The organism is Candidatus Thiodictyon syntrophicum, from assembly GCF_002813775.1.
Lineage (GTDB): Bacteria > Pseudomonadota > Gammaproteobacteria > Chromatiales > Chromatiaceae > Thiodictyon > Thiodictyon syntrophicum.
Window position 1 is genome coordinate 1801074 of sequence record NZ_CP020370.1, and the last position, 24325, is coordinate 1825398.

Consider the following 24325-nt stretch of genomic DNA (forward strand, 5'->3'; position numbering starts at 1 on the left):
GAACGGCAGACCGATTACCCTGCCATTAATCCTGCCAGAGTCGCCGCGCGGTGTCTACCCCCTTGTGCGAACATTAACTTTCTCTAACCCCCGCCAGCCCGCGCCGTGACTGGGGTGGCGCGGTTATGCTTCAGGGCTGCGGCCGCGGCCGCAGCGCCCGGCCCTTGATCGTGCAATAATCTCAAGGGGCCGCCACAGGCCCGGTCGCCTTCCTTGAGATGATCCCCTGTCGTTGAAACCATGCCGAGCACTGACGTTCCCCCAGCCAAGATCGGCGATTGTCGCCCAGGTCCGGACCCGGCCGCCTGGCGCGGGCGCCTGCGCAATTACTACCTCCTGGTGCGTCTGCACCGCCCCATCGGGACCTTCCTGCTCATGTGGCCCGCCCTCTGGGCCCTGTGGCTGGCGGGACAGGGGCATCCGCCCTGGCAGGTGGTCCTGATCTTCGTCCTCGGGGTGGTGCTGATGCGCTCGGCCGGGTGCGCGATCAACGACTTCGCGGACCGCCACTTCGACGGACACGTCGCCCGCACCAATCAGCGCCCGTTGGCTACCGGGGCGGTCAGCCCCGCGGAGGCGGTCGGGGTCTTCGTGGTCCTGTCACTGGTCGCCTTCGCCCTGGTGCTGCTCCTGGACTGGCGCACCGTGGCCCTGTCCACCGTGGCCGTGCTCCTGACCCTGGTCTATCCCTTCATGAAGCGTTTCACCCATGTGCCCCAACTCTTTCTCGGCGCGGCCTTCGGGTGGGCCATCCCCATGGCCTACATGGCCGTCGCCGGCGCGATCCCGGTGAGTGCCTGGTTACTCTTCATCGCCACCCTTATCTGGGCTCTGGTCTACGACACCCAGTACGCCATGGTGGACCGGGAGGACGATCTGAAGATCGGCATCAAGTCCACCGCCATCCTGTTCGGGGTCTGGGACCGGTTGGCGATCGGCCTGCTCCAGGTCCTGATGCTGGGCCTGCTGCTCGGGATCGGCCTGGATGCCGGCCGGGGCGCCTGGTACCTGGGCGGGTTGGCGTTCGCCGCCGGCCTGGGGGTCTATCAGCAATGGCTGATCCGCAGGCGCGAGCCCCGCGCCTGCTTTCAGGCCTTTCTCAACAACAACTACTTCGGTCTGGCGGTGTTTGTGGGCCTGGTGCTGGACTATGCCGTCGGCGGCTGAACAGGTCGACCGCGCCTGAACGCAATTGCGCGTAATTAATTGAGGGTTTAGACAATGTTTCGTAGCCTGCGTGTGTCCTTCCGGGCCGGCGTGGTCGCCTTACTGCTGTCCATCGGCTCGGCCTGGGCCGCCGAGGGCGGCAGCGAGTTCGCGACGCTGACGCCCGCCGTACCCACCGCGACCGGCGACAAAGTGGAGGTCGTGGAGGTCTTCTGGTACGGCTGCTCCCATTGCTGGCACCTGGAGCCGATCATGAACACCTGGGTCGGCACCCAGCCCGCGGGCATCGCCTTCCGCCGGATGCCGGCCACCGGCGCGCGCTGGGACCCCCATGCCCGGGCCTATTACGCCGCCGAGGCCCTGGGCAAGCTCGATGAGTTCCATGTGGCCCTGTTCAAGGCCATGCAGATCGACCGGCGGCCCATCTTGAAGGAGGACGACCTCGTGAAGTTCGCCGGTGAGATCGGTATCGATGAGAAGGCCTTCCGCGATGCCTATAACTCTTTCACGGTCGAGACCAAGGTCCGCAAGGCCCAGGATCTGGTCGCGCGTTACGGCATCGATGGGGTCCCGGCGGTGATTGTCAACGGCAAGTACCGCACCAGCCCGAGTCAGACCGGCGGCAAGGAGCGGTTCATCGAGGTGCTCAATACGCTGGTGGGCCAGGAACTCGCCGCCAAGGGGGCGTCGGGCGTAGCGACGACGGCACCAGCGCCCGTTGCCACGCCGGCACCCGCCGCGGCGACCGCTCCCGCGGGTGGATCCTGATTTTAGGGACTGAACCGCGAATGACTCGCCGGATCGGGACCTTTGCACCGTCGCCCCGGGGGCCTTGTGGGAGTGGCTTTACCGTAAGAGCCGCTCCCGCCGGGGGCTTTCATGTTTCGGGGGTGTCAGACAAGCCTTCATGGCGGTTAGCCGCGACGCGAGGCCGCGGTAACCAAGAAGACACAAAGGGATCTGCGCAGCATCCGGATCGCCCGATGGGTGAGCCAAATCACTTCGACAACGCCTTGAAATTTCTTGGCGAGCTTGGCGCCTTGGCGTGAGAACTGCTCTTTCCAGGTTACGCCTGGTCGAACTAGGCCGCCGCGCGCTCGCTCTGCAGATAGTCTTCGTAGTTGCCGCGGAAGTTGACGATCCCCTGGGGCGTCAACTCGATGATGCGGGTCGCCAGCGATGAGACGAACTCCCGGTCGTGACTGACGAAGATCAGGGTGCCGGGGTAGTCCTCCAGCGCGTTATTGAGCGACTCGATGGACTCCATGTCCAGGTGGTTGGTGGGCTCGTCCATCAAGAGGCAATTGGGCTTTTGCAGCATCAGCTTGCCGAACAGGAGCCGCCCCTGCTCGCCGCCGGAGACCACGTTCACCGGCTTCCTGATCTCGTCCTGGGAGAACAAGAGCCGCCCGAGGGTGCCGCGGATGACCTGCTCGTCGTCGCCCGGCTGCTTCCACTGGTCCATCCAGTCATAGAGGGTGGTGTCGGCGGCAAAGTCGGCCGCGTGGTCCTGGGCGAAATAACCGATGTTGCTGTTCTCCGACCACTTGATCGTGCCGCTGTCGGGTGCGAGCTCACCGGCCAGGCAGCGCAGCAGGGTGGTCTTGCCGATGCCGTTGGGGCCGATGATGGCGACCCGTTCGCCGACCGCAACACTCAGGTCCAAGCCCCGGAAGAGCGGCTTGCCGCCATAGCCCTTGGCCAGTGACTTCACCTCCAGTGCCAGGCGATAGAGCTTCTTGTCCTGGGCGAAGCGGATGAAGGGGTTGACCCGGCTGGACGGCTTGATGTCCTCCAGCTTGATCTTCTCCAACTGGCGCTGGCGCGAGGTCGCCTGCTTGGCCTTGGAGGCGTTGGCCGAGAAGCGGCTGACGAAGGTCTGCAGCTCGGCGATCTGGACCTTCTTCTTGGCGTTGTCGGCATACTGGCGCTGGCGCACCTGGCTGGCCGCGGTCATGTATTCGTCATAGTTGCCGGGATAGAGGCGCAGTTCGCCGTAGTCCAGGTCCGCCATGTGGGTGCAGACACTGTTCAGAAAGTGCCGGTCATGGGAGATGATGATCATGGTGCTGTTGCGCGCGTTCAGCACCTCTTCCAGCCACCGGATGGTGTTGATATCCAGGTTGTTGGTGGGCTCGTCCAGCAGCAGGATGTCCGGGTCCGCGAACAGGGCTTGGGCGAGCAGCACGCGCAGCTTCCAGCCCGGCGCCACGGCGCTCATGGGGCCCTCGTGCAGTGCCTCCGGGATATCGAGCGCCAGCAGCAGTTCCCCCGCGCGCGCCTCGGCCGTGTAGCCGTCCAACTCGGCGTAGTGCACCTCCAGGTGCGCGACCGCCATGCCCTCGGCCTCGCTCATGTGCGCCAGCGCGTAGATGCGGTCGCGCTCCTGCTTGATCTGCCACAGTTCCTCGTGGCCCATGATCACGGTATCGATCACCGTCTGGTCCTCGAAGGCAAACTGGTCCTGGCGCAGCTTGCCCAGGCGCTTGCCCGGGTCCACCGACACGTTGCCGGCGCTCGGCTCCAGGTCGGCGCCCAGGATCTTCATCAGGGTCGATTTCCCACTGCCGTTGGCGCCGATCAGGCCGTAGCGACTGCCCCCGCCGAACTTGACGGAGACGTTCTCGAACAACGGCTTGCCGCCGAACTGCATGGTAATGTTGGCCGTGGATATCAAAGCAGGGTTCCGTCAAATGCGAGGGGGGAAGGGCGGGCCGCCAGGGTTCGACGGGCCTTGATCATGGCTGCGGCCACTGGGAGCGCCACACCCCAGTGCGGCGCGGCCTGGCGAGCGACCGCCGCGTTGCGTTCTGCGGATAGGCTGCGCCGCACTGGGGTGCGGCGCTCCCGGCGTCCGACTGCGGGGCTGCGCGTGCGCTCGCTGACCAAGGCCGTTCGGCGGCCAAAATAAAAAAGCCCCGCGGTAAGGCGGGGCTTCTTAAGACCAGGCGGCGGGCCACCCGGCCCCCAGGTTTACTGGGCTACGACGTTGGTCGCGCTGGGGCCTTTCTGGCCTTGCTCAACGTTGTAGGTGACGGTCTGTCCCTCGGCCAGCGACTTGAAGCCGCCGCCCTGGACGGCGCTGTGATGGACGAAGACGTCCTTGGTGCCGTCCGACGGGGTGATGAAGCCGAAGCCCTTCTCGTCACTGAACCACTTGACTGTGCCTGTAGCCATTACGGATACCTCTTGGATGAAACTGAACTGGTGTACATGCAGACGATTGTCGCGATATTACGGAAGGATCTGCCACACGCATCGCGGAGAGGAGGTACTACCGAACCACTACAGGAAAACACTGCACTTGCGCCATAGTGCCCAATCCTGAATCTCAATGCAAGGTATTTCTATCGAGTCCCTCAAGGCGTCGGCGAACGGACCCGGCAGACCAGTGCCCCCCGGGGGCCATGCCCGCGGCGGGTGCGGGCTCAAGGCGCAGAACCACCGGGGGCGGCGAGCCGTGGTGCTTGCCTGGCATCGCGGCTGCCAAGGATGCGGGACGCCGGGGGGAGCGCGGGGACGAAGGGCTGCACGCGCGGTCGCGGCCCCGCGGACCTGCGTGCCCCGGGAACGCCTATGCCCACATCAGTGCCCGCGACGCTTGAGCCAATCCGCGACCACCGCGGGGTCCAGGGCGCGCAGCAGTTCCCCGGGGTCCAGCCCGCGCAGGCGCTCCTGCGGGTCCAACCCGCGCAGGCGCTCTTGCGGGTCCAGCCCGCGCAGCCGCTCTTGCGGCGGGATCTGCTCCAGGATGGCCTGGATCTCGTCCGGATTGAACTCGTGTACGTGGGCGATCAGCAGGCGGCGGGTGTCGCGCTCGAACTCCTCCATCGTATACGCCATGTCAGGTACCTCGATACGGTAATGGAAATACAACTGTCCCAGCAGGCCGCGACTGTGCGGGTTGCGCGCGTGCCAATTGCGCAGCCCATGGCGCACCCGCTCCAGCCGGGCGCTGAAGACCTCCCAGGGGGCATTGCGCGCCTCGGCCGTGATCTCCCCGAGCAGGATCAGCCGGATGGAGCGCCCGCCCCAGCGCAGGTCGAAGACCCCGGGCCAGGGGGTGGCAGTCAGGGTGCCCGGGGGCACTTGGGACAAGAGCCGCTCCGGCGTGCGCGTGGCCACCGCGTAGAGGCCGAAGTCGTCCTCCGGCAGCAGACGGTAGGTCTCTCGCGGCGGCTCGACCAGCTCGCGCGCGGGTTCTGCATCGGCACCGGGCGTGGCCGGAGTGCGTGCCCGCTCGATGGAGACCAGCTTGCGGTAGGTCACGAAGTGGCCGATCAATTCATCCAGCGCCCAGGCGTCGAGTGGCTGGTGCTGCGACTTGTAGGTCAGGACATTGTGGGCCGCGAGCCGCTCCAGCCCGTCGGGCAGGTCGGCGAGCGCCGCGGGGCCGGCGTCCAGCGCGGCGCCCGGCCGACGTTCGATGATCAGGATGTCGAGCCGCTGGCTCTTGAGCGCCAGCTCCTTCTCGACATCCACCCGCCAGGGACGGCCGGTGAAGAGGTCGGTCAGGGCGATGCCGAAGAGGCGGTGCCAGGGGGTGAAGGTGTCCATGGGGGCAAGTGTAGCAGCGGGACGCGGCCTATCCGCTGTCGACCGGGGGCAAGGATCGAGAGGTCAAGTTGCCGATCGACGGGAGGGTCCTGACCCCAGGACCCCTTCGGCAGGCGAAACCAACCGCGAGCAGACCGCGGGTCGCTCATCAGTGTCCGCGACCCTTGAGCCAATCCTCGACGATCGCGGGGTCCAGGGCGCGCAGCAGTTCCCCGGGGTCCAGCCCGCGCAGGCGCTCTTGCGGGTCCAGCCCGCGCAGGCGCTCCTGTGGGTCCAGCCCGCGCAGGCGCTCTTGCGGGTCCAACCCGCGCAGGCGCTCTTGCGGGTCCAACCCGCGCAGGCGCTCTTGCGGGTCCAGCCCGCGCAGCCGCTCCTGCGGTGGGATCTGCTCCAGGATGGCCTGGATCTCGTCCGGATCGAACTCGTGTACGTGGGCGATCAGCAGGCGGCGGGTATCGCGCTCGAACTCCTCCATCGTATACGCCATGTCAGGTACCTCGATACGGTAATGGAAATACAACTGTCCCAGCAGGCCGCGACTGTGCGGGTTGCGCGCGTGCCAATTGCGCAGCCCATGGCGCACCCGCTCCAGCCGGGCGCTGAAGACCTCCCAGGGGGCATTGCGCGCCTCGGCCGTGATCTCCCCGAGCAGGATCAGCCGGATGGAGCGCCCGCCCCAGCGCAGGTCGAAGACCCCGGGCCAGGGGGTGGCAGTCAGGGTGCCCGGGGGCACTTGGGACAAGAGCCGCTCCGGCGTGCGCGTGGCCACCGCGTAGAGGCCGAAGTCGTCCTCCGGCAGCAGACGGTAGGTCTCTCGCGGCGGCTCGACCAGCTCGCGCGCGGGTTCTGCATCGGCACCGGGCGCGGCCGGCGTGCGTGCCCGCTCGATGGAGACCAGCTTGCGGTAGGTCACGTAGTGCCCGATCAATTCATCCAGCGCCCAGGCGTCGAGCGGCTGGTGCTGCGACTTGTAGGTCAGGACATTGTGTGCCGCGAGCCGCTCCAGCCCGTCGGGCAGGTCGGCGAGCGCCGCGGGGCCAGCGTCCAGCGCGGCGCCCGGCCGGCGTTCGATGATGAGGATGTCGAGCCGCTGGCTCTTGAGCGCCAACTCCTTCTCGACGTCCACCCGCCAGGGACGGCCGGTGAAGAGGTCGGTCAGGGCGATGCCGAAGAGGCGGTGCCAGGGGGTGAGGGTGTCCATGCGGACAAGTGTAGCAGCGGGATACGCCTATCCGCTGTCGACCGAGGGCAAGGATCGAGAGGTCAAGTTGCCGAGCGACGCGGGCTCGGGCCTACGCGGGCTGCCGCACTCCGGCGGTACTCTTGACTTGCGCCGGGGCATGGATGCCGAGGAGGTGACCCCAGGACCCCTTCGGCAGGCGAAACCAACCGCGAGCAGACCGCGGGTCGCTCATCAGTGTCCGCGACCCTTGAGCCAATCCTCGACGATCGCGGGGTCCAGGGCGCGCAGCAGTTCCCCGGGGTCCAGCCCGCGCAGGCGCTCTTGCGGGTCCAGCCCGCGCAGCCGCTCTTGCGGTGGGATCTGCTCCAGGATGGCCTGGATCTCGTCCGGATCGAACTCGTGTACGTGGGCGATCAGCAGGCGGCGGGTGTCGCGCTCGAACTCCTCCATCGTATACGCCATGTCAGGTACCTCGATACGGTAATGGAAATACAACTGTCCCAGCAGGCCGCGACTGTGCGGGTTGCGCGCGTGCCAATTGCGCAGCCCATGGCGCACCCGCTCCAGCCGGGCGCTGAAGACCTCCCAGGGGGCATTGCGCGCCTGCGCGGCGATCTCCCCGAGCAGGATCAGCCGGATGGTGCGCCCGCCCCAGCGCAGGTCGAAGACCCCGGGCCAGGGGGTGGTGGTCAGGGTGCCCGGGGGCACCTGGGCCAAGAGCCGCTCCGGCGTGCGCGTGGCCACCGCGTAGAGGCCGAAGTCGTCCTCCGGCAGCAGACGGTAGGTCTGTGCCGGCGGCTCGACAACCTCGTGCGCTGGTTCTGCGCCCGCAGCGGGCGCGGCCGGCGTGCGTGCCCGCTCGATGGAGACCAGCTTGCGGTAGGTCACGAAGTGCCCGATCAGTTCATCCAGCGCCCAGGCGTCGAGTGGCTGGTGCTGCGACTTGTAGGTCAGGACATTGTGCGCCGCGAGCCGCTCCAGACCGTCGGGCAGGTCGGCGAGCGCCGCGGGGCCGGCGTCCAGCGCGGCGCCCGGCCGGCGTTCGATGATCAGGATGTCGAGCCGCTGGCTCTTGAGCGCCAACTCCTTCTCGACATCCACCCGCCAGGGACGGCCGGTGAAGAGGTCGGTCAGGGCGATGCCGAAGAGGCGGTGCCAGGGGGTGAGGGTGTCCATGCGGACAAGTGTAGCAGCGGGATACGCCTATCCGCTGTCGACCGAGGGCAAGGATCGAGAGGTCAAGTTGCCGAGCGACGCGGGCTCGGGCCTACGCGGGCTGCCGCACTCCGGCGGTACTCTTGACTTGCGCCGGGGCATGGATGCCGAGGAGGTGACCCCAGGACCCCTTCGGCAGGCGGAACCAGCCGCGAGCAGACCGCGGGTCGCCCATCAGTGTCTGCGACCTTTGAGCCAATCCTCGACGACCGCGGGGTCCAAGGCGCGCAGCAGTTCCCCGGGGTCCAGCCCGCGCAGCCGCTCTTGCGGCGGGATCTGCTCCAGGATGGCCTGGATCTCGTCCGGATTGAACTCGTGTACGTGGGCGATCAGCAGGCGGCGGGTGTCGCGCTCGAACTCCTCCATCGTATATGCCATGTCGGGTACCTCGATACGGTAATGGAAATACAACTGTCCCAGCAGGCCGCGACTGTGCGGGTTGCGCGCGTGCCAATTGCGCAGCCCATGGCGCACCCGCTCCAGCCGGGCGCTGAAGACCTCCCAGGGGGCATTGCGCGCCTGCGCGGCGATCTCCCCGAGCAGGATCAGCCGGATGGTGCGCCCGCCCCAGCGCAGGTCGAAGACCCCGGGCCAGGGGGTGGTGGTCAGGGTGCCCGGGGGCACTTGGGCCAAAAGCCGCTCCGGCGTGCGCGTGGCCACCGCGTAGAGCCCGAAGTCGTCCTCCGGCAGCAGACGGTAGGTCTCTCGCGGCGGCTCGACCAGCTCGCGCGCCGGTTCTGCGCCCGCATCGGGCGCAGCCGGGGTGCGTGCCCGCTCGATGGAGACCAGCTTGCGGTAGGTCACGAAGTGGCCGATCAGTTCATCCAGTGCCCAGGCGTCGAGTGGTTGGTGCTGCGACTTGTAGGTCAGGACATTGTGTGCCGCGAGCCGCTCCAGGCCGTCGGGCAGGTCGGCGAGCGCCGCGGGACCGGCATCCGTCACCGCGCCCGGCCGGCGTTCGATGATGAGGATGTCGAGCCGCTGGCTCTTGAGCGCCAACTCCTTCTCGACATCCACCCGCCAGGGGCGGCCGGTGAAGAGGTCGGTCAGGGCGATGCCGAAGAGGCGGTGCCAGGGGGTGAGGGTGTCCATGGGGCAAGTGTAGCAGCAGGACGCGGCCCATCCGCTGTCGACCGGGGGCAAGAGTCGAAAGGTCAAGTTGCCGATCGACGCGGGCTCGGGCCTACTCGGGCTGCCGCACGCCGGCGGTACTCTTGACGTGCGCCCAGGACCCTCCAGGACCCTTATAAGACCTGACCCCAGGACCCTTTGACCCCAGGACCCTCTCGAGCGAAATCTCGCGTGTCGACGTATTGTCAGCGACACTGTTTGATGTATAGTTAGGTGCATGACTGACCCACTCGACATCAACGCCCTCAGCCGCGAAACCGGCGTCCCCGTGCGCACCATCCGCTACTACCTGGCGGAGAAACTGCTGCCGGCGTCGGCGGGACGGGGACCGGCCGCGAGCTATGGCCCCGGCCACCGCGACCGCCTGCTGCTGATTCGGCGCCTGCAGGAGGCCCACCAGCCCCTGGCGACGATCCGGGCGCAGTTGGAGGCCCTCGACGATGCCGGCGTGGCCGCGGCGCTGGTCGAACCGGGCGCCGTGCAGGATGCTCCCGCGACCGCCTACGACTATGTGCGTCAGGTGTTGGGCAAGCCTGCCCGGCATGGCGAAGCGCTCGCCAACGCCGCGCGACCGGAGCCCGCGGCCACGCCTGCACCACCGACGGTGCGCCGGCAGCCCCGCAGCACTTGGGAGCGCATCGCCCTGCACCCGGATATCGAGTTGCATGTGCGCCGACCGCTCGCCCGCGCCGATCAGCGCCGGCTCGACGCCCTGCTGGAGCAGGCGCAGCGGCTGTTCAGCACGGAACCCTGACCAGGAATCCAGCCACCGAAACTCGAGGGCAGACGCCGACCCAAGCGGTCGCCGTCCGCCGCTACGACAACCTGAAGGAGACGCCCATGTCCGCCATCGCCGAGAGTCTGTCCCGAGTGGTCGTCGGAAACCCCATCCAGTTCCTCAACCTCAGTCTCTTCCCGCTGTTGGCCGAAGGACTGGCCAAGCCGGGCTACCGGCTCCTGGATGACGCACTTGGCGACGGTGGCGCGCGTGTCACGGAGGTTTCCGAAGTGGGGCACGTGCCGGAATTGTGCTTCGTCAACCGGGGCGACCTGCCGGTGTTGTTGGTCGACGGCGAAGAACTGATCGGCGCCAAACAGAACCGCATCCTCAACCTCAGCATCCTGGCCCCCGCGCACCAGACGATCGTCATCCCGGTTTCCTGCGTCGAGGCCGGTCGCTGGCACGCGCAGTCCGCCGAGTTCGGGAGCGCACGGCGCGCCCACTTCGGCGCTGGGCGGGCGCGCAAGGCCGCGGACGTGAGCGACTCCCTGCGGCGGCGCGGTTCCCGCGAGAGCAACCAGAGCGCGGTGTGGCACGACATCGCAGAGCGCTCGCGCCGCATGAAGGTGTCCTCTCCGACTGGAGCCGCCGCAGCCCTTGCGACGGCCAAGGTCGAGCGCTTCGCGGCCATTGGGGAAGGGGAAGACTGGCGGCTGATCGACGCCGGGCTCGCCGGCGGCGCCCTGGTCAAGGACGGGCGCCTCATCCACCTCTGCGCCTTCCGGACCCCGGCCGACACTGACGGCGGTGCGGCGCCGGACCCCGCGGGCCGCAACCGCCTGGTGCTCTCATTGGACACCGACCGCCGGCTGATCCGCTGGCGCGGCGACAGCGAGCGCTATCTGCATCTGCGCCTGCGCACACCACGTCTGGGGGGCGAGCGTGCCCCGGTGGACCTGGCCTTGGCCCTGGACCGGTCCGGGTCCATGGGTGGTGACAAATGGCCGCGCGCGTGCGAGGCCGCGTTGACCGCCATCGAGCGACTCGGACCCCGTGATCGGGTTGCCCTGGTCGTTTTTGATGACCACATCGACACCCTGCTGCCCCTGACCGCGGCAGGTACCGAGGCCCGTCGTGCGGCTGCCGACGCACTCGGCGGCGTCGGCCCGCGCGGCTCCACCAACCTTGGCGAAGGTTGGCTCACCGCCTGCGGTCTGATCGGCCGCGAGGCCACGAACGAACGGCTGCGCCGCTGCTTTGTACTCACCGACGGCCAGGCCAATGTCGGAATCGTTGATCCCGCAGAACTCGCCCAGCACGCCGGGCAGCTACTTCAGCTTGGTATCCGCACCAGCACCTTTGGTGTCGGTAACGACTACAACGAGGAACTGCTCGGTGCCCTGGCGGACGCGGGCGGCGGCGCAGTCCGCGACATCGCCAACGCCGCGGGCATCCCGAGCGCCATCGCCCAGGAGTTGGGCGATGCCCTCGAGGTGGTCTATGCCGATAGCCGTGTGCAGCTCGCCTGGCAGGCCGACCTCGCGGTCGCTGTCATGGGGCCTTGGCCGGTCACCCCGTCCGATCATGCGCTGATTATCCGCACCGGCGATCTGGTCAGCGAACAGGTGCTCGACCTGCTGGTCAGCCTCCGCTTCCCGGCCGGCAATAAGAACGCGGATTGCACCGTGCGGGTGACGGTCAGCGACGGCGACCGTCCCCTGGGCACGGAGGAGATCCATTGGACCTGGGTTGACTGGGCCACGCGCAAGGGTCAGCCCCGGCAAGCCGCAGTCGAGCGTCGGGTTGGCGAGCAACTGGCCCATCAGGCGCGGCGCGAAGCCGCCGCCCGCAACCGCGACGGCGATCTCGAGGGGGCGTGCGACAGTCTGCGCACCGCTGCCCAGCGCATTCGCAACTACGGATCGGAGAATCCCGCGCTGCTGGCCCTGGCGGATTCCATCAAGTCCGAAATCCCGCGGTATCAGCAGCCGCTCCCGGCACGAGACGTAAAGGCACAGATCGCCGAGTCCCGGGCAGGAACACTCGGACGGGGCGGGGCCGGTGCCCGCATCCGGGACCTTGCCCCCCAGTTGGCGTATCTCCCCTGCCAGGACAGCCCGGAGCTCGCCGAGCGCTGCCGCAAGCTGGTGAAGATCCCGCGCGAACAGGCCGCCGCCCTGGGCCAGTCGGCACTGGCAGCGATCACGGCCGGGGCCTATCCCGATGCAGCCGGACAGCCCGTGGACTGGAGTGCCGCCGTGGCCGCGGCCGTCGCCGCCAAACGCAGCCTGCCGCCGGATGCCGTCCTGCCGACGCCCGCGGTCGCTCGGTCCACCCAGAACAGGGTCCAGGTGGCCAACGAAACCACCCTCACGGCAGCCCGACGACTGGCCAACGCGGGCGAGCGGGTGCTGGCGCTCAACTTCGCCAACGGCATCCAGCCCGGTGGCGGCTTTCTGAACGGCGCCCGTGCCCAAGAGGAGGTGCTGTGCCGCTCCAGTGCCCTCTACGCCACCCTGCGGGGCGATCCCATGTATGCCGCCCACGCGGCCAGGACGCGACCGGATTCGACTGACTGGGCGATCCTCTCCCCGGAAGTGCCGGTGTTCCGGACGGACGATGGCACCGCGCTGCCGACGCCCTGGATGCTCAGCGTACTCACCTGCGCCGCGCCTTATGCCCCCGGCATCGGCCAACCACTGGCGGGCGACCTCTTGGCCGTTCGCATCCGGCGCGTCCTCGCCATTGCCCGGGCCTATGACTATTCGGTACTGGTCCTGGGCGCCTGGGGTTGCGGCGCCTTCGGCAACGATCCCGCCCGCACTGCGAGCGACTTCCATGCCGCACTTGCCGGGGAGTTCAACGGCGCCTTTGCACAGGTGGTCTTCGCCATCGCCGACTGGTCGGCGGAGCGGCGCAATCTGGCGCCGTTTCGGGATCTGTTCGCCGCCGGTGTAGCCTAACCGGGTCGGTTCCATCCCAATGCGACGTGCTTGGGGACCACCTGACGCAACGCCCGAGTGCGTCCCCAGCGCCTTGGCCTGAAACGTGTTCACAGACGAGCCTGAAAAGAACATAATCGGGGTAGCGTCCGCGACTTGTTCCACGATTTCTGAGCCGATGACAGGAGGCTGACCGATGACTGAACGGTCGGGACCTTGGTCGATCTGGGTATCCTGGAAATCGACGGCCGCCAGCGCGTCTTCATACCTTGGGATGAGATTGATCTGCGGGTGCTGCTGGCGGCTTGAATGTGAAGAGCCTCGAAGAGCATCGGCCTCGGCGATGCGCGAACTGCGTCATCCCGAAGTTTTTATCGTTTGCCAGAAATATTTGAGCCGAGCCCTTAGTCAGGTGAAAACGTGAAAATAATCTCAGATCGGCAAATCCATCAGGCTATCGCAATAGCTAATCCGTATTGTATTGCAGTCGCCTACGTCGGCGCCGACTGGACGACATATGTCAATGCAGACTCTTTGCAAGAGGTAATAGTTTCCCCTACGCTTGGCAGCAATCCGCGCGCGATATCCGGTATTGTGACGGCACTTTGCGGTTGGGATAAGGTTCATTTCTTAACGAACCTGCACTCGAAAATCTACCTCGGCAAGAATTGCGCCGTTATTGCCAGCTCCAACCTGACCAGCCACGGTCTCGCCGGCGGTGTTCATGACTTACGCGAAATCGGATGCGCTGTCGAAAGTCCGGGAAATCTGACGAAGATCGCCGGAATTATTGCTGATTACCGATCTGCTGCAGCCCTTGAATTTCCAGATGAGGCAGCCAAGAAGCGAGCCCTACTACAGCTTGAGCGTAATTGGGGTAAGGCGCTTGCGGAAGGGCTTATTGAAGAAGATTACGCCAACAATAATAAACAGGTGAAAAAAGACGTTAGATCATTCGACCCCCAGAGCAGAAGCCCGTTTCATATTTGCTGGTATCGTGGGGATTGCCAGCTTAATCATGCGGCCATTGCGGAAATAGTCCCGGAATATCGGGAAGATGGCGCGGAAAGCATCCTTCATGACTATTTGTCATTTGCCCGGTCTGACGACGATAAAATCTCCGTTGGTGATTGGGTATTGGTATGGAGAGCGCGAGCGGATGGGCAGCCAGATCGCGGAGTAAACCCATACTGGCTTTACATTCATACGATAGTCCCAAAAGGGGCCGACTGCGCAGATTATCCCGTATTAGCGATACAGCGAACAGATAAGCGTGTAGGCTCGCCTCCATTTGAAATACCTCCCCATGTAGCCGCGTTCCGGCAAGTACTTAGCTCGGGAGCATTCCCGGAATTTCTTGAGGCAACTGATGAGATTTGGGAGGTTTCTCGCACCTTTCCCCGTTTTTCCGAGTTCATAGCGGCTTGGAAAAATATGTGCGGCAATGAGCAACCGATTTAGCTCGTTGCAGAGAGGCAGATGCCCCTAGAAGCTTATCCGCAAAGTTTCTCTTCAGGCGGGATGGGGCATTTGCCCCGTCCCCAATATTTTCAGGTTGTCACCGAATCGATCGAGGACAGCCCATGGCGCCACTGCTGCTCAACGACGTGCCGATGCCACTGCCCGCGCGCCTGCGCGAGCGCGATGCGGCGGACCGTCGGACGCTGGATGGACAGGTGATCTGGCTGCTGCAACATTTACCCCAAGGAGCGCATCTATGCAATGGCAAGAAATCCGCGCCCATTATCCGCAACACTGGCTTTTGCTGGAGGCGGTCAAGGCCCATTCGGAAGGCGACCAGCGTATTCTCGAGCAACTGGCGGTGCTTGACGCCTTCCCCGATTCGGCGACGGCCCTGAGCGCTTACGCACGAATTCAGGCCTTGATCATCGTTCCGGCCACCCCCGTTACGCCGCTACCGGCAGGAGCGCGGGCGGCTTGGGCGGGCGCGGTCGTCGGCGCGCTGGCGGCGGGGGCAACGGCATGCGCTGGAGCACCTGCGCGAACAGCGTTTCGTGGGCCCGGCCGAAGAAGCGCTCAGCGGCAGTGGTCCCGTCGGGGCGACGGAGGTGGAAGTTATGTACGGCGGTCAGTGCCTCGAGCTTGCGGTCGCTCAGGCGATGTCGGCCATGGTGATGTAGGGACAGTTGGCCGTTGCGCCCCTCCACGCTGGAACTGCTGCGCTGGAACAGGTCGGCGCAGTCACCGGCCACCTGTTCGAGGCGCGCGCGCTCGGCCTCTGGGAGGGCCTGGAGCGGATGATCGCGTTGGCGCAGCGGTTCGAGCAACTGCCGGCTCAGGGCGTGCAGACGGTGGCGCGGTTCAGCGAGCGTGCTGCGATTGGCGACGCGCTCGAGGTAGAGCGCCGGAATCAGCTGCGTGAGCAACGCCAGTTCCACGGCGGGCGGCAGATTCAGCGCCTCGACCTTGGCCTGCACGGTCGCAAAGAAAAAGGTAATGGTGGCAAGGAACTGAATCGTCAGGCGCTGCGCCTTGGCCAGGCGCTCACGGGCGCGCGTTGGCAGATCGGCCGCGTCGGCCAGCTGTTGCAGCCGCGTCCACACGTCGGCAAAGCGTTGCGCGATGCGCGCCACGGGCTGCGCCTGTCCCTGCTCCAACTCATAGGGGTGATAGAGGGTCCCCAACTCACGCACCAGTTCACGGGCCTCGGCCTGACGCGCTTGCGCCTGTACCTGATCGGCTTCGGCCTGCACCACGACCGCCAGGGCGGCTTCAATGCGGGGCGCGAACGCCGGTGGGCGCCCGCGCGGACGCGGGGATTGGGCGTCATAGGCCTGCGCGGTCGCCCGCTCAGCGTCCAGCGACGTCTGGGCGGCCGCGACGCTGGCGCCCGCCTGTTTCACGTGGCGGACCAAGTGTAGGCTGGTGCCCTTGGACACCTCCTGTTGCACATGAAACAGGTCCGGGGAATGATGGGCCGCACAATCCGTCTGGATATGGCGGCGCAACGCTGTGGCCTCGTCGCTGGTGCCCTGGATCACGGTCACGTTCAAGCCGTCCAGACCCGCGCGCAACGCCTGCGTCCAGGTGGCCGCCGTGCGATCGGCGGCGTACTGTTCGCGCAGCAGAAAGTTCGACACCGGCTCCAACATGACCAACAAAATCTGCGGATGAAAGGTCTCATCCTCGCACGCCGTGATCGCGCGGTGCGGCATGCCCACCGCCAACGCCGCCCGTTGCTCACGCGCCACGGCGACCACCATCTCCTCCAAGGCCGCATTGAGGGCCTGGTGGGTGCCATAGCTCGCGCCGACGAACGCCGACAACCCACTCAACTTCAAGAATTCACACACCATCCGCACCCCGGCACCGCCGTGCAGCGTGATGACGAAGTGCGCCGCCACCACCACTTGGTGCAGCCACTGCACGCCCTCAGGGGTCGCCACGAAGGCTGCCAACACCGCCGGGGCCGCGCCGACCGGGGTCGGCTTGCACCAGTCCTGCAAGGTGCTGCGCGCCACGCCCAGTTCGGCGGCGACGTGGCGTTGCGGCTGCCCCGTCGCCAAGCGGGCCACGGCCGCCCCGCGCTGTTCGGCTCGCTCCAGGCGCGAGCGGTGCTTCACGACCCACCGCCGGCCGACCGCCGGACCACGCCCGATGGCGTCGACCCGATGTCTGCGCTAAAGTCGATCCCGGCAGGACCTTCGAACATCGTGCTTCTCCCTCGGTTTGTTTGCACTTCCAAGGGTACACAATTTCGCGGGTCCTGCCGCTCTCCAGTGGGGGTTAACCAAGCCCTACGCTAGGTCTTGGCCGGATTTATGATCAAGGCCCGAATTCATCGCGAAGTCCCGCAACGGGAACTTTACGTTTTCCACACTAGCCGGGATACGCTGGACATCCTGGAGCGGCAGTGGCTTGGCATTCGGAGCGACTCATGATAATTGAATTGCGACGTGGCCTCCCGTACGTCACCGCAGAAATCGAGTATCGCGGACAGCACGAAGATCCAAGGATGTGCTTGCCCAGTCGCGGAACTTGGATGGCAGTGAACATGTAAGCAGTGACGCCATTTGCCTTCAGATTCAGAAGATAAGCCCGGAGAATCAACTATGACTGTTGCAGAGTTGGCCTACGAACAGATCAAGACACTCCCCGAGACCCAGGCGCGGGAGGTGCTGGATTTCATCGGCTACCTGAAGGAAAAGAGCGAGCGAGCGCAATGGGAGGATCTGATGGCTGCTCAAGCGGGTTCGCTCGCTTCCGTCTGGGACAACCCGGAAGATGAGGTGTGGAATGATCTATAGGCGCGGCGACTTGGCCCTGGTGCCGTTTCCGTTCACCGACCTGTCGTCCGCGAAGCGACGGCCGGTATTGGTGTTGGCCGACCCGGATGGCTACGGTGACTTCGTCGCGGTCGCTGTGACCTCGCGCCCGCACCACAGCAACGCCATTGCCATCCGCGATCAGGACATCAGTAGCGGCGCGCTGCCCGCGGCGAGTGGGGTGCGTACCGACAGGGTCGTTACCTTGAACGTCGTTCTGGTAAACAAGGTTTTCGGGTCCGCGAGCAGCATGTTCGTGGATCGAGTGGTACGCGGGGTTTGCTCACGCGTCGGGATCAATGCAGCCCCGGCGCGCCAAGCAACGGGACCTAGGTTGGGTGCGATAGTCGGGAGAAGATTGGCCAACAGGGTGAACAAACGCATCGTCATCATCGTCGGCCCCAACGGCGCGGGTAAGACCACCTTCGCCCGCGAGTTCCTGCCGAACGAGGTTCTGTCCTTACTGGACCCGGAGACGGCTATGGTTCGGGTTGCGGAGCGTGTAGCCCAGGGTGGGCACGCCGTCCCGGAGTCAACAATCCGCCGTTGCTTTGCTGCGGGCTTGAGGAATTTTTCTCGTCCTTTTCCGTTTTCACCGGACACGATTTAGCCCCCATGGTCAGGTTGCATGCTGATATCGCAGCCATAGCCACTCTGACAGAGAAAACAGATGAATTCTCCGGAACTGGAGCGAATGACGATCAACACCAAGGTCATGGGCGGCAAGCCTTGTATTCGCGGCATCAGGATAACGGTCGGCACCGTCACCGGATTGCTGGCGTCAGGCGAAACGATAGGCAAAGTCCTGGAACTCTATCCCAGCCTCGAATGGGCGGACATTTGTGCGGCCCTGGCCTATGCGACAATCGCTCCAGACCGATGAGTCGACCAGTACCATCACGCATCGTCGCGCCGCATGGCATCCAGGTCGCCATCCCAGGGCAACTTGCCGCGCGCCGCGCGGATGCGTTCCTGCTCCTTCAGTCGAACCAAGCCGTAACCGCTCCTCGATCGCTTCGCGCTTGGGTTGGAGCCCCGAGAGCGCCTGTGCACGCTCCATGAGCCGGTCATCGATCACGATGTTGGTTCGCATGCCGTGGGTCTCCGGAAGACTCAATGTCGGCAATTATGCGCCTCGAGCTTGGGGCGGCGGAATCCTCGCTCGCGTCGTCTTACCCGCTGAACTTCATGGTCTGCAGTTCCACGCGCGTGAGGGCCTTGATCATAACTCCGGCCACACGTCCTTGCGGCAACCCGTCGCGGCCTGGGGGCCGCTCCTACGCCGTAGGAGCGGCCCCCAGGCCGCGACGGATGGCACCCTCGAGGTGGCCGGAATAATGATCAAGGCCCGCGTGAGGACGGGGATATGCGGCGTCGCTACGCGACGTTCAGGGCGGATCAGGGCATGAGCTTACGCTTGAGCAGATCATTGACCTGCTGCGGGTTGGCCTTGCCCTGGCTCCGCTTCATGACCGACGAAGCCGAAGACCTTGTCCTTGCCGGCGCGGTACTGGGCCACCTGGTCGGGGTTGGCAGCGATGATGGTGTCGATCAGTGATGCGATGGCGCCGCTGTCGGTGATCTGTGTCGGTGTGTCCGATGAGGCGGTAGCGCTCACCGGCAACGGCCGTGCGGGCCGCCAGGGCCGCGGCGAGTGCCTCGACCTGGACCCGGCCCTCGGCATTGGGACTGTCCTATCAGGGCGTGGATCTGGACAGTATCTTCGGGATAGGACGGGCTGCATGCGCTGTCGCGGCCCCCGCAGATCTGCGCGCCGCGGGCGCACCGATGCCGAGATCAGTGCCCGCGACGTTTGAGCCAATCCTCGACGACCGCGGGGTCCAGGCCGCGCAGCCGCTCCTCTGCGTCCAGGCCGCGCAGCAGGTCCTGAGGACCGAACCGGCGCAGCAGTTCCTGCGGGTCCAGCCCGCGCAGCAGTTCCCCGGGGTCCAGCCCGCGCAGGCGCTCCTGCGGTGGGATCTGCTCCAGGATGGCCTGGATTTCGTCCGGATTGAACTCGTGTACGTGGGCGATCAGCAGGCGGCGGGTGTCGCGCTCGAACTCCTCCATCGTATATGCCATGTCAGGTACCTCGATACGGTAATGGAAATACAACTGTCCCAGCAGGCCGCGACTGTGCGGGTTGCGCGATGGAGACCAGCTTGCGGTAGGTCACGAAGTGGCCGATCAGTTCATCCAGCGCCCAGGCGTCGAGCGGCTGGTGCTGCGACTTATAGGTCAGGACATTGTGTGCCGCGAGCCGCTCCAGCCCGTCGGGCAGGTCGGCGAGCGCCGCGGGGCCGGCGTCCAGCGCGGCGCCCGGCCGGCGTTCGATGATGAGGATGTCGAGCCGCTGGCTCTTGAGCGCCAACTCCTTCTCGACGTCCACCCGCCAGGGGCGGCCGGTGAAGAGGTCGGTCAGGGCGATGCCGAAGAGGCGGTGCCAGGGGGTGAGGGTATCCATGGGGGCAAGTGTAGCAGCGGGACGCGGCATATCCACTGGCCACCGCGGGCCAGTGCGGCGCTGACGGCGCTACTGCCCCGGCGCCGCACGTTACCGCGGCGTCGCGTCGCGGCTGAAGCCGCTCCCACGGCGTCGCCGCGCGACGTTTACGGCGAATCAGGGCAGGAGCTTGCGCTTGAGCAGGTCATTGACCTGCTGCGGGTTGGCCTTGCCCTGGCTCTGCTTCATGACCTGGCCGACGAAGAAGCCGAAGACCTTGTCCTTGCCGGCGCGGTACTGGGCCACCTGGTCGGGGTTGGCGGCGATAATGGTGTCGATCAGTGACGCGATGGCGCCGCTGTCGGTGATCTGGGTGAGGCCCTGGTCGGCGATCACCTGGTCGGCGTCGTCGCCGCCGGTCCATAGGGCCTCAAAGACCTGTTTAGCGATCTTGCCGGAGATGGTCCCGTCCTGGATGCGGCGGATCAGACCGGCCAGTTGGGGCGCCGACACGGGGCTCGCGCCGATCTCCAGGCCGGATTTGTTGAGTGCGGCGGTCAGTTCGCCGCCGATCCAGTTGGCCGCGAGCTTGGGCTCGCCGGTCACGCTGGTCACGGCCTCGAAGTAGGCGGCCAGTTCGCGCTCCGCGGTCAGCAGGTCGGCGTCGTAGTCCGAGAGGCCGAAGTCCGTCTGGAAGCGCTCGCGCATGGCGTCCGGCTGTTCGGGCAGGTCGGCGGTGGCCGCCGCGATGAAGGCGTCGTCGAGTTGGACCGGCAGCAGGTCGGGGTCCGGGAAGTAGCGGTAGTCGTTGGCCTCCTCCTTGACGCGCATGGTGCGGGTCTCGTCCCGGTCGGGGTCGTAGAGGCGGGTCTCCTGGATGACCCGGCCGCCGGCCGTGATAAGATCGATCTGGCGCTCCACCTCGAACTGGATCGCCCGCTCCAGGAAGCGGAAGGAGTTGATGTTCTTGATCTCGGCCCGGGTGCCCAGGGTGGTTTGACCCAGGGGCCGCACCGAGACATTGGCGTCCACCCGGAAGGACCCCTCCTGCATGTTGCCGTCGCTGATCCCGTTCCAGCGCACGATCTGGTGGATCTTCCTGGCGTAGGCCACGGCCTCGGCCGCGCAGCGCAGGTCGGGCTCGGAGACGATCTCCAGGAGCGGGGTGCCGGCGCGGTTGAGATCGATGCCGGTGCAGCCGTGGAAGTCCTCGTGCAGCGATTTGCCGGCGTCCTCCTCCAGGTGCGCGCGGGTGACCCCGATCTCGCGCACCGTGCCGTCCGTAAGCTGAATCTCGACCCGGCCCTCGCCGACGATGGGGGACTCGTACTGGCTGATCTGATAGCCCTTGGGCAGGTCAGGATAGAAATAATTCTTGCGGGCGAAGACCGAACGCGGGGCCAACTCGGCGCCGATCGCCGTGGCGAAGCGCACCGCGAGCCGCACCGCCTCGCGGTTGAGGACCGGCAGCACGCCGGGCAGGCCCAGGTCGACGGCGCACGCCTGGGTGTTGGGCGCGGCCCCGAAGCGGGTGGGCGAGCCCGAGAAGATCTTGGACTGGGTCGCGAGCTGGGTGTGGATCTCGAGACCGATGACGGTTTCCCATTGCATCGTCTGTGTTACCTGTGGGGGCGGGGGAGGGGACACTTCGCGCCATTCTTGCACAGTCGCGCGGCCTGGCAACCGGAAATGCCCCGCTGGCCCGGCCGCCGCCGAGGCCCCCCTTACCCCGGCGCAATATTTGCTTGTAGAATTCGCTTCCACTTTCCCACTCCACCTTGTCTTCAGGCCACCACAGGATCACCGGATGCCCACCTCTGCCCACACCCAACTGCGCCGCAGCGAGCCGAACGAGCAACTCTTCGCGACCCCGCCCCTGGCGATGGACACCGAGGGGATAGCGGAGGATTTCCGCCGCTATTACTCCCATACCCTGGGCCGCGACCGCGACTGTCGCTCCGCCTACTACACCTACAAGGCACTCGCGAACACGCTTCGCGATCGTCTGATGGAGCGCTGGAAGCGCACCCGCCAGGCCCACGACGAGGCGGGCTGCAAGCGCACCCATTATCTGTCGCTGGAGTTCCTGATGGGGCGCACCCTGTCCAACGCGCTGCTCAACCTCGGGGTGGACGCGGTCACCGAGGAGGGGCTCAGCCTGATGGGCCTGCACCTGGAGGAACTCGCCGCCTGCGAGCCGGACGCCGGGCTCGGCAACGGGGGCCTGGGCCGGCTGGCCGCCTGCTTCCTGGACTCCTGCGCCACCCTGCAACTGCCGGTCAAGGGCTACGGCCTGCGCTACGAATACGGCATGTTCCGCCAGTTGATCGAGGACGGCGCCCAGTTGGAGGAGCCGGACCATTGGATGCGCGACGACAATCCCTGGGAACTGCGGCGCCCCGAGTATACCCAGCGCATCCAGTTCGGCGGCCATACCGAGCACTACAAGGATCACGACGGGCGCCCCGCGGTGCGCTGGGTGAATACCCACGACGTGCTGGCGGTACCCTACGATATCCCGATCCCGGGGTATGAGAACAACACCATCAACACCTTGCGCCTGTGGAAGGCGGCCGCGACCGATGAGTTCGACCTGGGCGAATTCAATGCCGGCAGCTATCCGGAGTCGGTGGCCCAGAAGAACGCCGCCGAGCACATCACCATGGTGCTCTACCCCAATGACGCGAGCGAGAACGGCAAGGAACTGCGCCTGCGGCAGCAGTTTTTCCTGGCGAGCGCCAGCATCAAGGACGTGCTGCGCGAATGGGTCCGGCTCAACGGCAAGGACTTCACGCAGTTCGCGGAGAAGAACTGTTTTCAGTTGAACGACACCCATCCGGCCGTCTCGGTGGCGGAACTGATGCGCCAACTGATGGACGATCACGGGCTGGACTGGGCGGCCGCCTGGGCCATCACCAGCAAGACCATGGCCTATACCAATCACACCCTGCTGCCCGAGGCCCTGGAGCGCTGGCCGGTGTGGTTGTTCGAGCAACTGCTGCCCCGGCCGCTGGAGATCATCTATAAGATCAATGCCCTCTTCCTCGCCGAGGTGGCCACCCGCTGGCCCGGCGACAGCGAGCGCCAGCGGCGCATGTCGTTGATCGAAGAAGGCGATGTCAAGCAGGTGCGGATGGCGTATCTGGCCATCGTCGGCAGTATCTCGGTCAACGGTGTCGCGGCCCTGCACTCCCGGCTCCTGGTCGAGGGGCTGTTCAAGGACTTCTACGAACTGTGGCCCGGCAAGTTCAACAACAAGACCAACGGGGTCACGCCGCGGCGCTGGCTCGCGCTGTGCAACCCCGGGTTGCGGGCGCTGCTGGACGAGACCATCAATGACGGCTGGGTGCGTGACCTGGACCGGCTGGAACGGCTCGCCCCCTATGCTGAGAATGCCGCGTTCCGGGCGCGCTGGCATGACATCAAGCAGGCGAACAAGGCGCGGCTGGCGCAGACCGTGGCGCAACTGTGCCATGTGGACTTTCCGCTGGATGCCATGTTCGACGTCCAGGTCAAGCGTATCCACGAGTACAAGCGCCAACTGCTGAACATCCTGCATGTGATCCACCTGTATAACCGCATCAAGCGCGGCGATACGCAGAACTGGACCCCGCGGTGCGTCCTGTTCGGCGGCAAGGCCGCCCCCGGCTATTACATGGCCAAGCAGATCATCAAGTTGATCAACAACGTGGCCGCGGTGGTCAATCGTGATCCTGCCACCGAGGGGAAGCTGCGGGTCGCCTTCATCCCCGACTATCGGGTCTCACTGATGGAGGTGATTGCCCCCGGGACGGATCTCTCGGAGCAGATCTCCACCGCCGGCAAGGAGGCGTCCGGCACCGGCAACATGAAGTTCATGATGAACGGGGCCGTCACCATCGGCACCCTGGATGGGGCCAACATCGAGATCCGGGAACAGGTCGGCGATGAGAATTTCTTCCTCTTCGGCCTCACCGCGGCCGAGGTGGAATACCGTCGCCACGGCTACGACCCCAACAGCATCATCGCCCATGACCCGGCGCTGTTGGAGGTGATGAACCTGCTGGATGCGGCCCACTTCAATCAGTTCGAGGGCGGGATCTTCGACGCCGTCATCAACAGCATCCGCAACCCCTACGACCCCTGGATGACGGCGGCCGATTTCCGCGCCTATGTCGATGCCCAGGAACGGGCCGCGGCGGCCTATCGCAATCGCGAGCGCTGGTTGCGCATGAGTATCCTCAATACCGCCCATAGCGGGCACTTCTCCTCCGACCGCACTATCGGGGAGTACAACCGCGATATCTGGCACATGGAGCCGGTGCCGCCGGCGCCGGTGCGCTAGAGGAGCCGGGGCGTCCCGCCCCGGCGTCATTGCCGCAAGGGCCTTGATCATCGTTGCGGCCAACAGCGGTCCGTCCGCAACCGGAGGTCGAGGCTTTAGCCGGTGGCGGTTGCTGACATATCCAAGAGAAATCAGTGGTGTCGGCACGCCGGACCGGCTAAAGCCTCGACCTCCGGTGGCCGGAACGGCGATCAAGGCCGCCGCATGCAGCAAGCCCGAGAACCAATCCGGGTCCGAGAGGCAGACTGAAAGGCGATTAGGAACGGCGTTGTCGTTGTCGTAATCGAGGCTATCGTCGCGTCCCGGATGCTCTTGCACCCCAAAGTGTATCGCTTCTTCGATTACGACAACGACGA

General features: G+C 65.9%; 20 protein-coding genes and 2 pseudogenes. 9 read left to right on the forward strand and 13 right to left on the reverse strand.

Features of this window, described 5'->3' with window-relative positions:
* Nucleotides 1-240: 240 nt before the first annotated feature.
* Together ubiA and THSYN_RS07790 are read left to right on the forward strand one after the other, a co-directional pair.
* The gene (gene ubiA, locus THSYN_RS07785; RefSeq protein WP_100918632.1) at nt 241-1167 is read left to right on the forward strand and encodes a 4-hydroxybenzoate octaprenyltransferase; all 927 of its coding nucleotides are present in this window, start codon (nt 241-243) and stop codon (nt 1165-1167) included.
* A gap of 54 nt (nt 1168-1221) precedes the next feature.
* Nucleotides 1222-1935: a thiol:disulfide interchange protein DsbA/DsbL gene (locus tag THSYN_RS07790; protein WP_100918633.1), complete on the forward strand. Its 714-nt coding sequence runs from the start codon at nt 1222-1224 to the stop codon at nt 1933-1935.
* A gap of 313 nt (nt 1936-2248) precedes the next feature.
* Here THSYN_RS07790 and THSYN_RS07795 read toward each other — a convergent pair whose 3' ends face one another.
* The 6 genes from THSYN_RS07795 to THSYN_RS07820 all read right to left on the reverse strand — a co-directional run bounded on the left by THSYN_RS07795 (nt 2249) and on the right by THSYN_RS07820 (nt 9214).
* Complete coding sequence (locus THSYN_RS07795) at nt 2249-3844, reverse strand: ABC-F family ATPase (RefSeq protein ID WP_100918634.1); 1596 nt, start codon at nt 3842-3844, stop codon at nt 2249-2251.
* A 296-nt stretch (nt 3845-4140) separates the two neighbouring features.
* Nucleotides 4141-4344 (reverse strand): cold-shock protein, encoded by a 204-nt coding sequence (locus tag THSYN_RS07800; RefSeq protein WP_100918635.1) that lies wholly within the window; start codon nt 4342-4344, stop codon nt 4141-4143.
* A gap of 408 nt (nt 4345-4752) precedes the next feature.
* The gene (locus THSYN_RS07805; protein ID WP_100918636.1) at nt 4753-5724 is read right to left on the reverse strand and encodes a hypothetical protein; all 972 of its coding nucleotides are present in this window, start codon (nt 5722-5724) and stop codon (nt 4753-4755) included.
* A gap of 148 nt (nt 5725-5872) precedes the next feature.
* Nucleotides 5873-6925, reverse strand: coding sequence for a hypothetical protein (locus THSYN_RS07810; protein ID WP_100918637.1), 1053 nt, complete (start codon nt 6923-6925; stop codon nt 5873-5875).
* A gap of 213 nt (nt 6926-7138) precedes the next feature.
* On the reverse strand, nt 7139-8083 hold the full coding sequence (locus THSYN_RS07815) for a hypothetical protein (protein WP_100918638.1): 945 nt from the start codon (nt 8081-8083) through the stop codon (nt 7139-7141).
* A gap of 213 nt (nt 8084-8296) precedes the next feature.
* A complete protein-coding gene (locus tag THSYN_RS07820; protein ID WP_100918639.1) occupies nt 8297-9214 on the reverse strand; it encodes a hypothetical protein in 918 nt (305 codons plus the stop codon).
* Between the two features lie 256 nt (nt 9215-9470).
* Here THSYN_RS07820 and THSYN_RS07825 point away from each other — a divergent pair, with 256 nt between their 5' ends.
* The 3 genes from THSYN_RS07825 to THSYN_RS33535 all read left to right on the forward strand — a co-directional run bounded on the left by THSYN_RS07825 (nt 9471) and on the right by THSYN_RS33535 (nt 14377).
* Complete coding sequence (locus THSYN_RS07825; RefSeq protein WP_100918640.1) at nt 9471-10007, forward strand: MerR family transcriptional regulator; 537 nt, start codon at nt 9471-9473, stop codon at nt 10005-10007.
* Nucleotides 10008-10093: 86 nt separating this feature from the next.
* Nucleotides 10094-12937, forward strand: coding sequence for a TIGR02452 family protein (locus tag THSYN_RS07830; RefSeq protein WP_100918641.1), 2844 nt, complete (start codon nt 10094-10096; stop codon nt 12935-12937).
* A 399-nt stretch (nt 12938-13336) separates the two neighbouring features.
* A complete protein-coding gene (locus THSYN_RS33535) occupies nt 13337-14377 on the forward strand; it encodes a phospholipase D-like domain-containing protein (RefSeq protein WP_157817521.1) in 1041 nt (346 codons plus the stop codon).
* A gap of 89 nt (nt 14378-14466) precedes the next feature.
* Here the strand turns inward: THSYN_RS33535 and THSYN_RS35225 are convergent, their stop codons facing one another.
* Together THSYN_RS35225 and THSYN_RS07835 are read right to left on the reverse strand one after the other, a co-directional pair.
* Nucleotides 14467-14613, reverse strand: a complete 147-nt coding sequence (locus THSYN_RS35225) for a hypothetical protein (RefSeq protein WP_216644710.1) — start codon at nt 14611-14613, stop codon at nt 14467-14469.
* A 210-nt stretch (nt 14614-14823) separates the two neighbouring features.
* On the reverse strand, nt 14824-16500 hold the full coding sequence (locus THSYN_RS07835) for a DUF6399 domain-containing protein (protein ID WP_100918590.1): 1677 nt from the start codon (nt 16498-16500) through the stop codon (nt 14824-14826).
* A gap of 489 nt (nt 16501-16989) precedes the next feature.
* Here THSYN_RS07835 and THSYN_RS07840 point away from each other — a divergent pair, with 489 nt between their 5' ends.
* The 3 genes from THSYN_RS07840 to THSYN_RS07850 all read left to right on the forward strand — a co-directional run bounded on the left by THSYN_RS07840 (nt 16990) and on the right by THSYN_RS07850 (nt 18085).
* Nucleotides 16990-17184 (forward strand): DUF2281 domain-containing protein, encoded by a 195-nt coding sequence (locus tag THSYN_RS07840; RefSeq protein ID WP_100918642.1) that lies wholly within the window; start codon nt 16990-16992, stop codon nt 17182-17184.
* Nucleotides 17174-17812, forward strand: coding sequence for a type II toxin-antitoxin system PemK/MazF family toxin (locus tag THSYN_RS07845; RefSeq protein WP_100918643.1), 639 nt, complete (start codon nt 17174-17176; stop codon nt 17810-17812). Before THSYN_RS07840 ends, THSYN_RS07845 begins: the two co-directional genes overlap by 11 nt.
* Nucleotides 17813-17896: 84 nt before the next feature.
* Nucleotides 17897-18085 (forward strand): DUF433 domain-containing protein, encoded by a 189-nt coding sequence (locus THSYN_RS07850; RefSeq protein WP_236848819.1) that lies wholly within the window; start codon nt 17897-17899, stop codon nt 18083-18085.
* Between the two features lie 159 nt (nt 18086-18244).
* Here THSYN_RS07850 and THSYN_RS36960 read toward each other — a convergent pair.
* From THSYN_RS36960 to gatB (THSYN_RS07870), 5 genes and pseudogenes are all read right to left on the reverse strand, one after another.
* Nucleotides 18245-18295: pseudogene (locus THSYN_RS36960) on the reverse strand (type II toxin-antitoxin system VapB family antitoxin); the annotation flags it as partial.
* Nucleotides 18296-18600: 305 nt separating this feature from the next.
* Nucleotides 18601-18787: pseudogene (gatB, locus tag THSYN_RS07860) on the reverse strand (Asp-tRNA(Asn)/Glu-tRNA(Gln) amidotransferase subunit GatB); the annotation flags it as partial.
* A gap of 212 nt (nt 18788-18999) precedes the next feature.
* Nucleotides 19000-19284 carry a hypothetical protein gene (locus THSYN_RS35745; RefSeq protein ID WP_236848820.1) on the reverse strand — a complete coding sequence of 95 codons (285 nt, stop codon included), beginning with the start codon at nt 19282-19284 and terminating at the stop codon, nt 19000-19002.
* 1 nt (nt 19285) lies between these two features.
* Nucleotides 19286-19666, reverse strand: coding sequence for a hypothetical protein (locus THSYN_RS35750; protein ID WP_236848821.1), 381 nt, complete (start codon nt 19664-19666; stop codon nt 19286-19288).
* 156 nt (nt 19667-19822) lie between these two features.
* Nucleotides 19823-21256 carry an Asp-tRNA(Asn)/Glu-tRNA(Gln) amidotransferase subunit GatB gene (gene gatB / locus THSYN_RS07870; protein ID WP_100918645.1) on the reverse strand — a complete coding sequence of 478 codons (1434 nt, stop codon included), beginning with the start codon at nt 21254-21256 and terminating at the stop codon, nt 19823-19825.
* Between the two features lie 196 nt (nt 21257-21452).
* Here gatB (THSYN_RS07870) and THSYN_RS07875 point away from each other — a divergent pair, with 196 nt between their 5' ends.
* The gene (locus THSYN_RS07875) at nt 21453-23969 is read left to right on the forward strand and encodes a glycogen/starch/alpha-glucan phosphorylase (protein ID WP_172965248.1); all 2517 of its coding nucleotides are present in this window, start codon (nt 21453-21455) and stop codon (nt 23967-23969) included.
* The last annotated feature ends 356 nt before the right edge of the window (nt 23970-24325 follow it).

Bases quoted from the DNA above. Each gene is read 5' to 3' on its own strand.
- THSYN_RS35745 (WP_236848820.1), bottom strand. From the start codon at position 19,284: ATGGCATATACGATGGAGGAGTTCGAGCGCGACACCCGCCGCCTGCTG.
- THSYN_RS07875 (WP_172965248.1), top strand. From the start codon at position 21,453: ATGCCCACCTCTGCCCACACCCAACTGCGCCGCAGCGAGCCGAACGAG.
- THSYN_RS07790 (WP_100918633.1), top strand. From the start codon at position 1,222: ATGTTTCGTAGCCTGCGTGTGTCCTTCCGGGCCGGCGTGGTCGCCTTA.
- THSYN_RS07845 (WP_100918643.1), top strand. From the start codon at position 17,174: ATGATCTATAGGCGCGGCGACTTGGCCCTGGTGCCGTTTCCGTTCACC.
- THSYN_RS07805 (WP_100918636.1), bottom strand. From the start codon at position 5,724: ATGGACACCTTCACCCCCTGGCACCGCCTCTTCGGCATCGCCCTGACC.
- gatB (WP_100918645.1), bottom strand. From the start codon at position 21,256: ATGCAATGGGAAACCGTCATCGGTCTCGAGATCCACACCCAGCTCGCG.
- THSYN_RS07850 (WP_236848819.1), top strand. From the start codon at position 17,897: ATGACGATCAACACCAAGGTCATGGGCGGCAAGCCTTGTATTCGCGGC.
- THSYN_RS35225 (WP_216644710.1), bottom strand. From the start codon at position 14,613: ATGTTGCAGCAGCCAGATCACCTGTCCATCCAGCGTCCGACGGTCCGC.
- THSYN_RS07830 (WP_100918641.1), top strand. From the start codon at position 10,094: ATGTCCGCCATCGCCGAGAGTCTGTCCCGAGTGGTCGTCGGAAACCCC.
- THSYN_RS35750 (WP_236848821.1), bottom strand. From the start codon at position 19,666: ATGGATACCCTCACCCCCTGGCACCGCCTCTTCGGCATCGCCCTGACC.
- THSYN_RS07815 (WP_100918638.1), bottom strand. From the start codon at position 8,083: ATGGACACCCTCACCCCCTGGCACCGCCTCTTCGGCATCGCCCTGACC.
- THSYN_RS07840 (WP_100918642.1), top strand. From the start codon at position 16,990: ATGACTGTTGCAGAGTTGGCCTACGAACAGATCAAGACACTCCCCGAG.
- ubiA (WP_100918632.1), top strand. From the start codon at position 241: ATGCCGAGCACTGACGTTCCCCCAGCCAAGATCGGCGATTGTCGCCCA.
- THSYN_RS07820 (WP_100918639.1), bottom strand. From the start codon at position 9,214: ATGGACACCCTCACCCCCTGGCACCGCCTCTTCGGCATCGCCCTGACC.
- THSYN_RS07810 (WP_100918637.1), bottom strand. From the start codon at position 6,925: ATGGACACCCTCACCCCCTGGCACCGCCTCTTCGGCATCGCCCTGACC.
- THSYN_RS07825 (WP_100918640.1), top strand. From the start codon at position 9,471: ATGACTGACCCACTCGACATCAACGCCCTCAGCCGCGAAACCGGCGTC.
- THSYN_RS07800 (WP_100918635.1), bottom strand. From the start codon at position 4,344: ATGGCTACAGGCACAGTCAAGTGGTTCAGTGACGAGAAGGGCTTCGGC.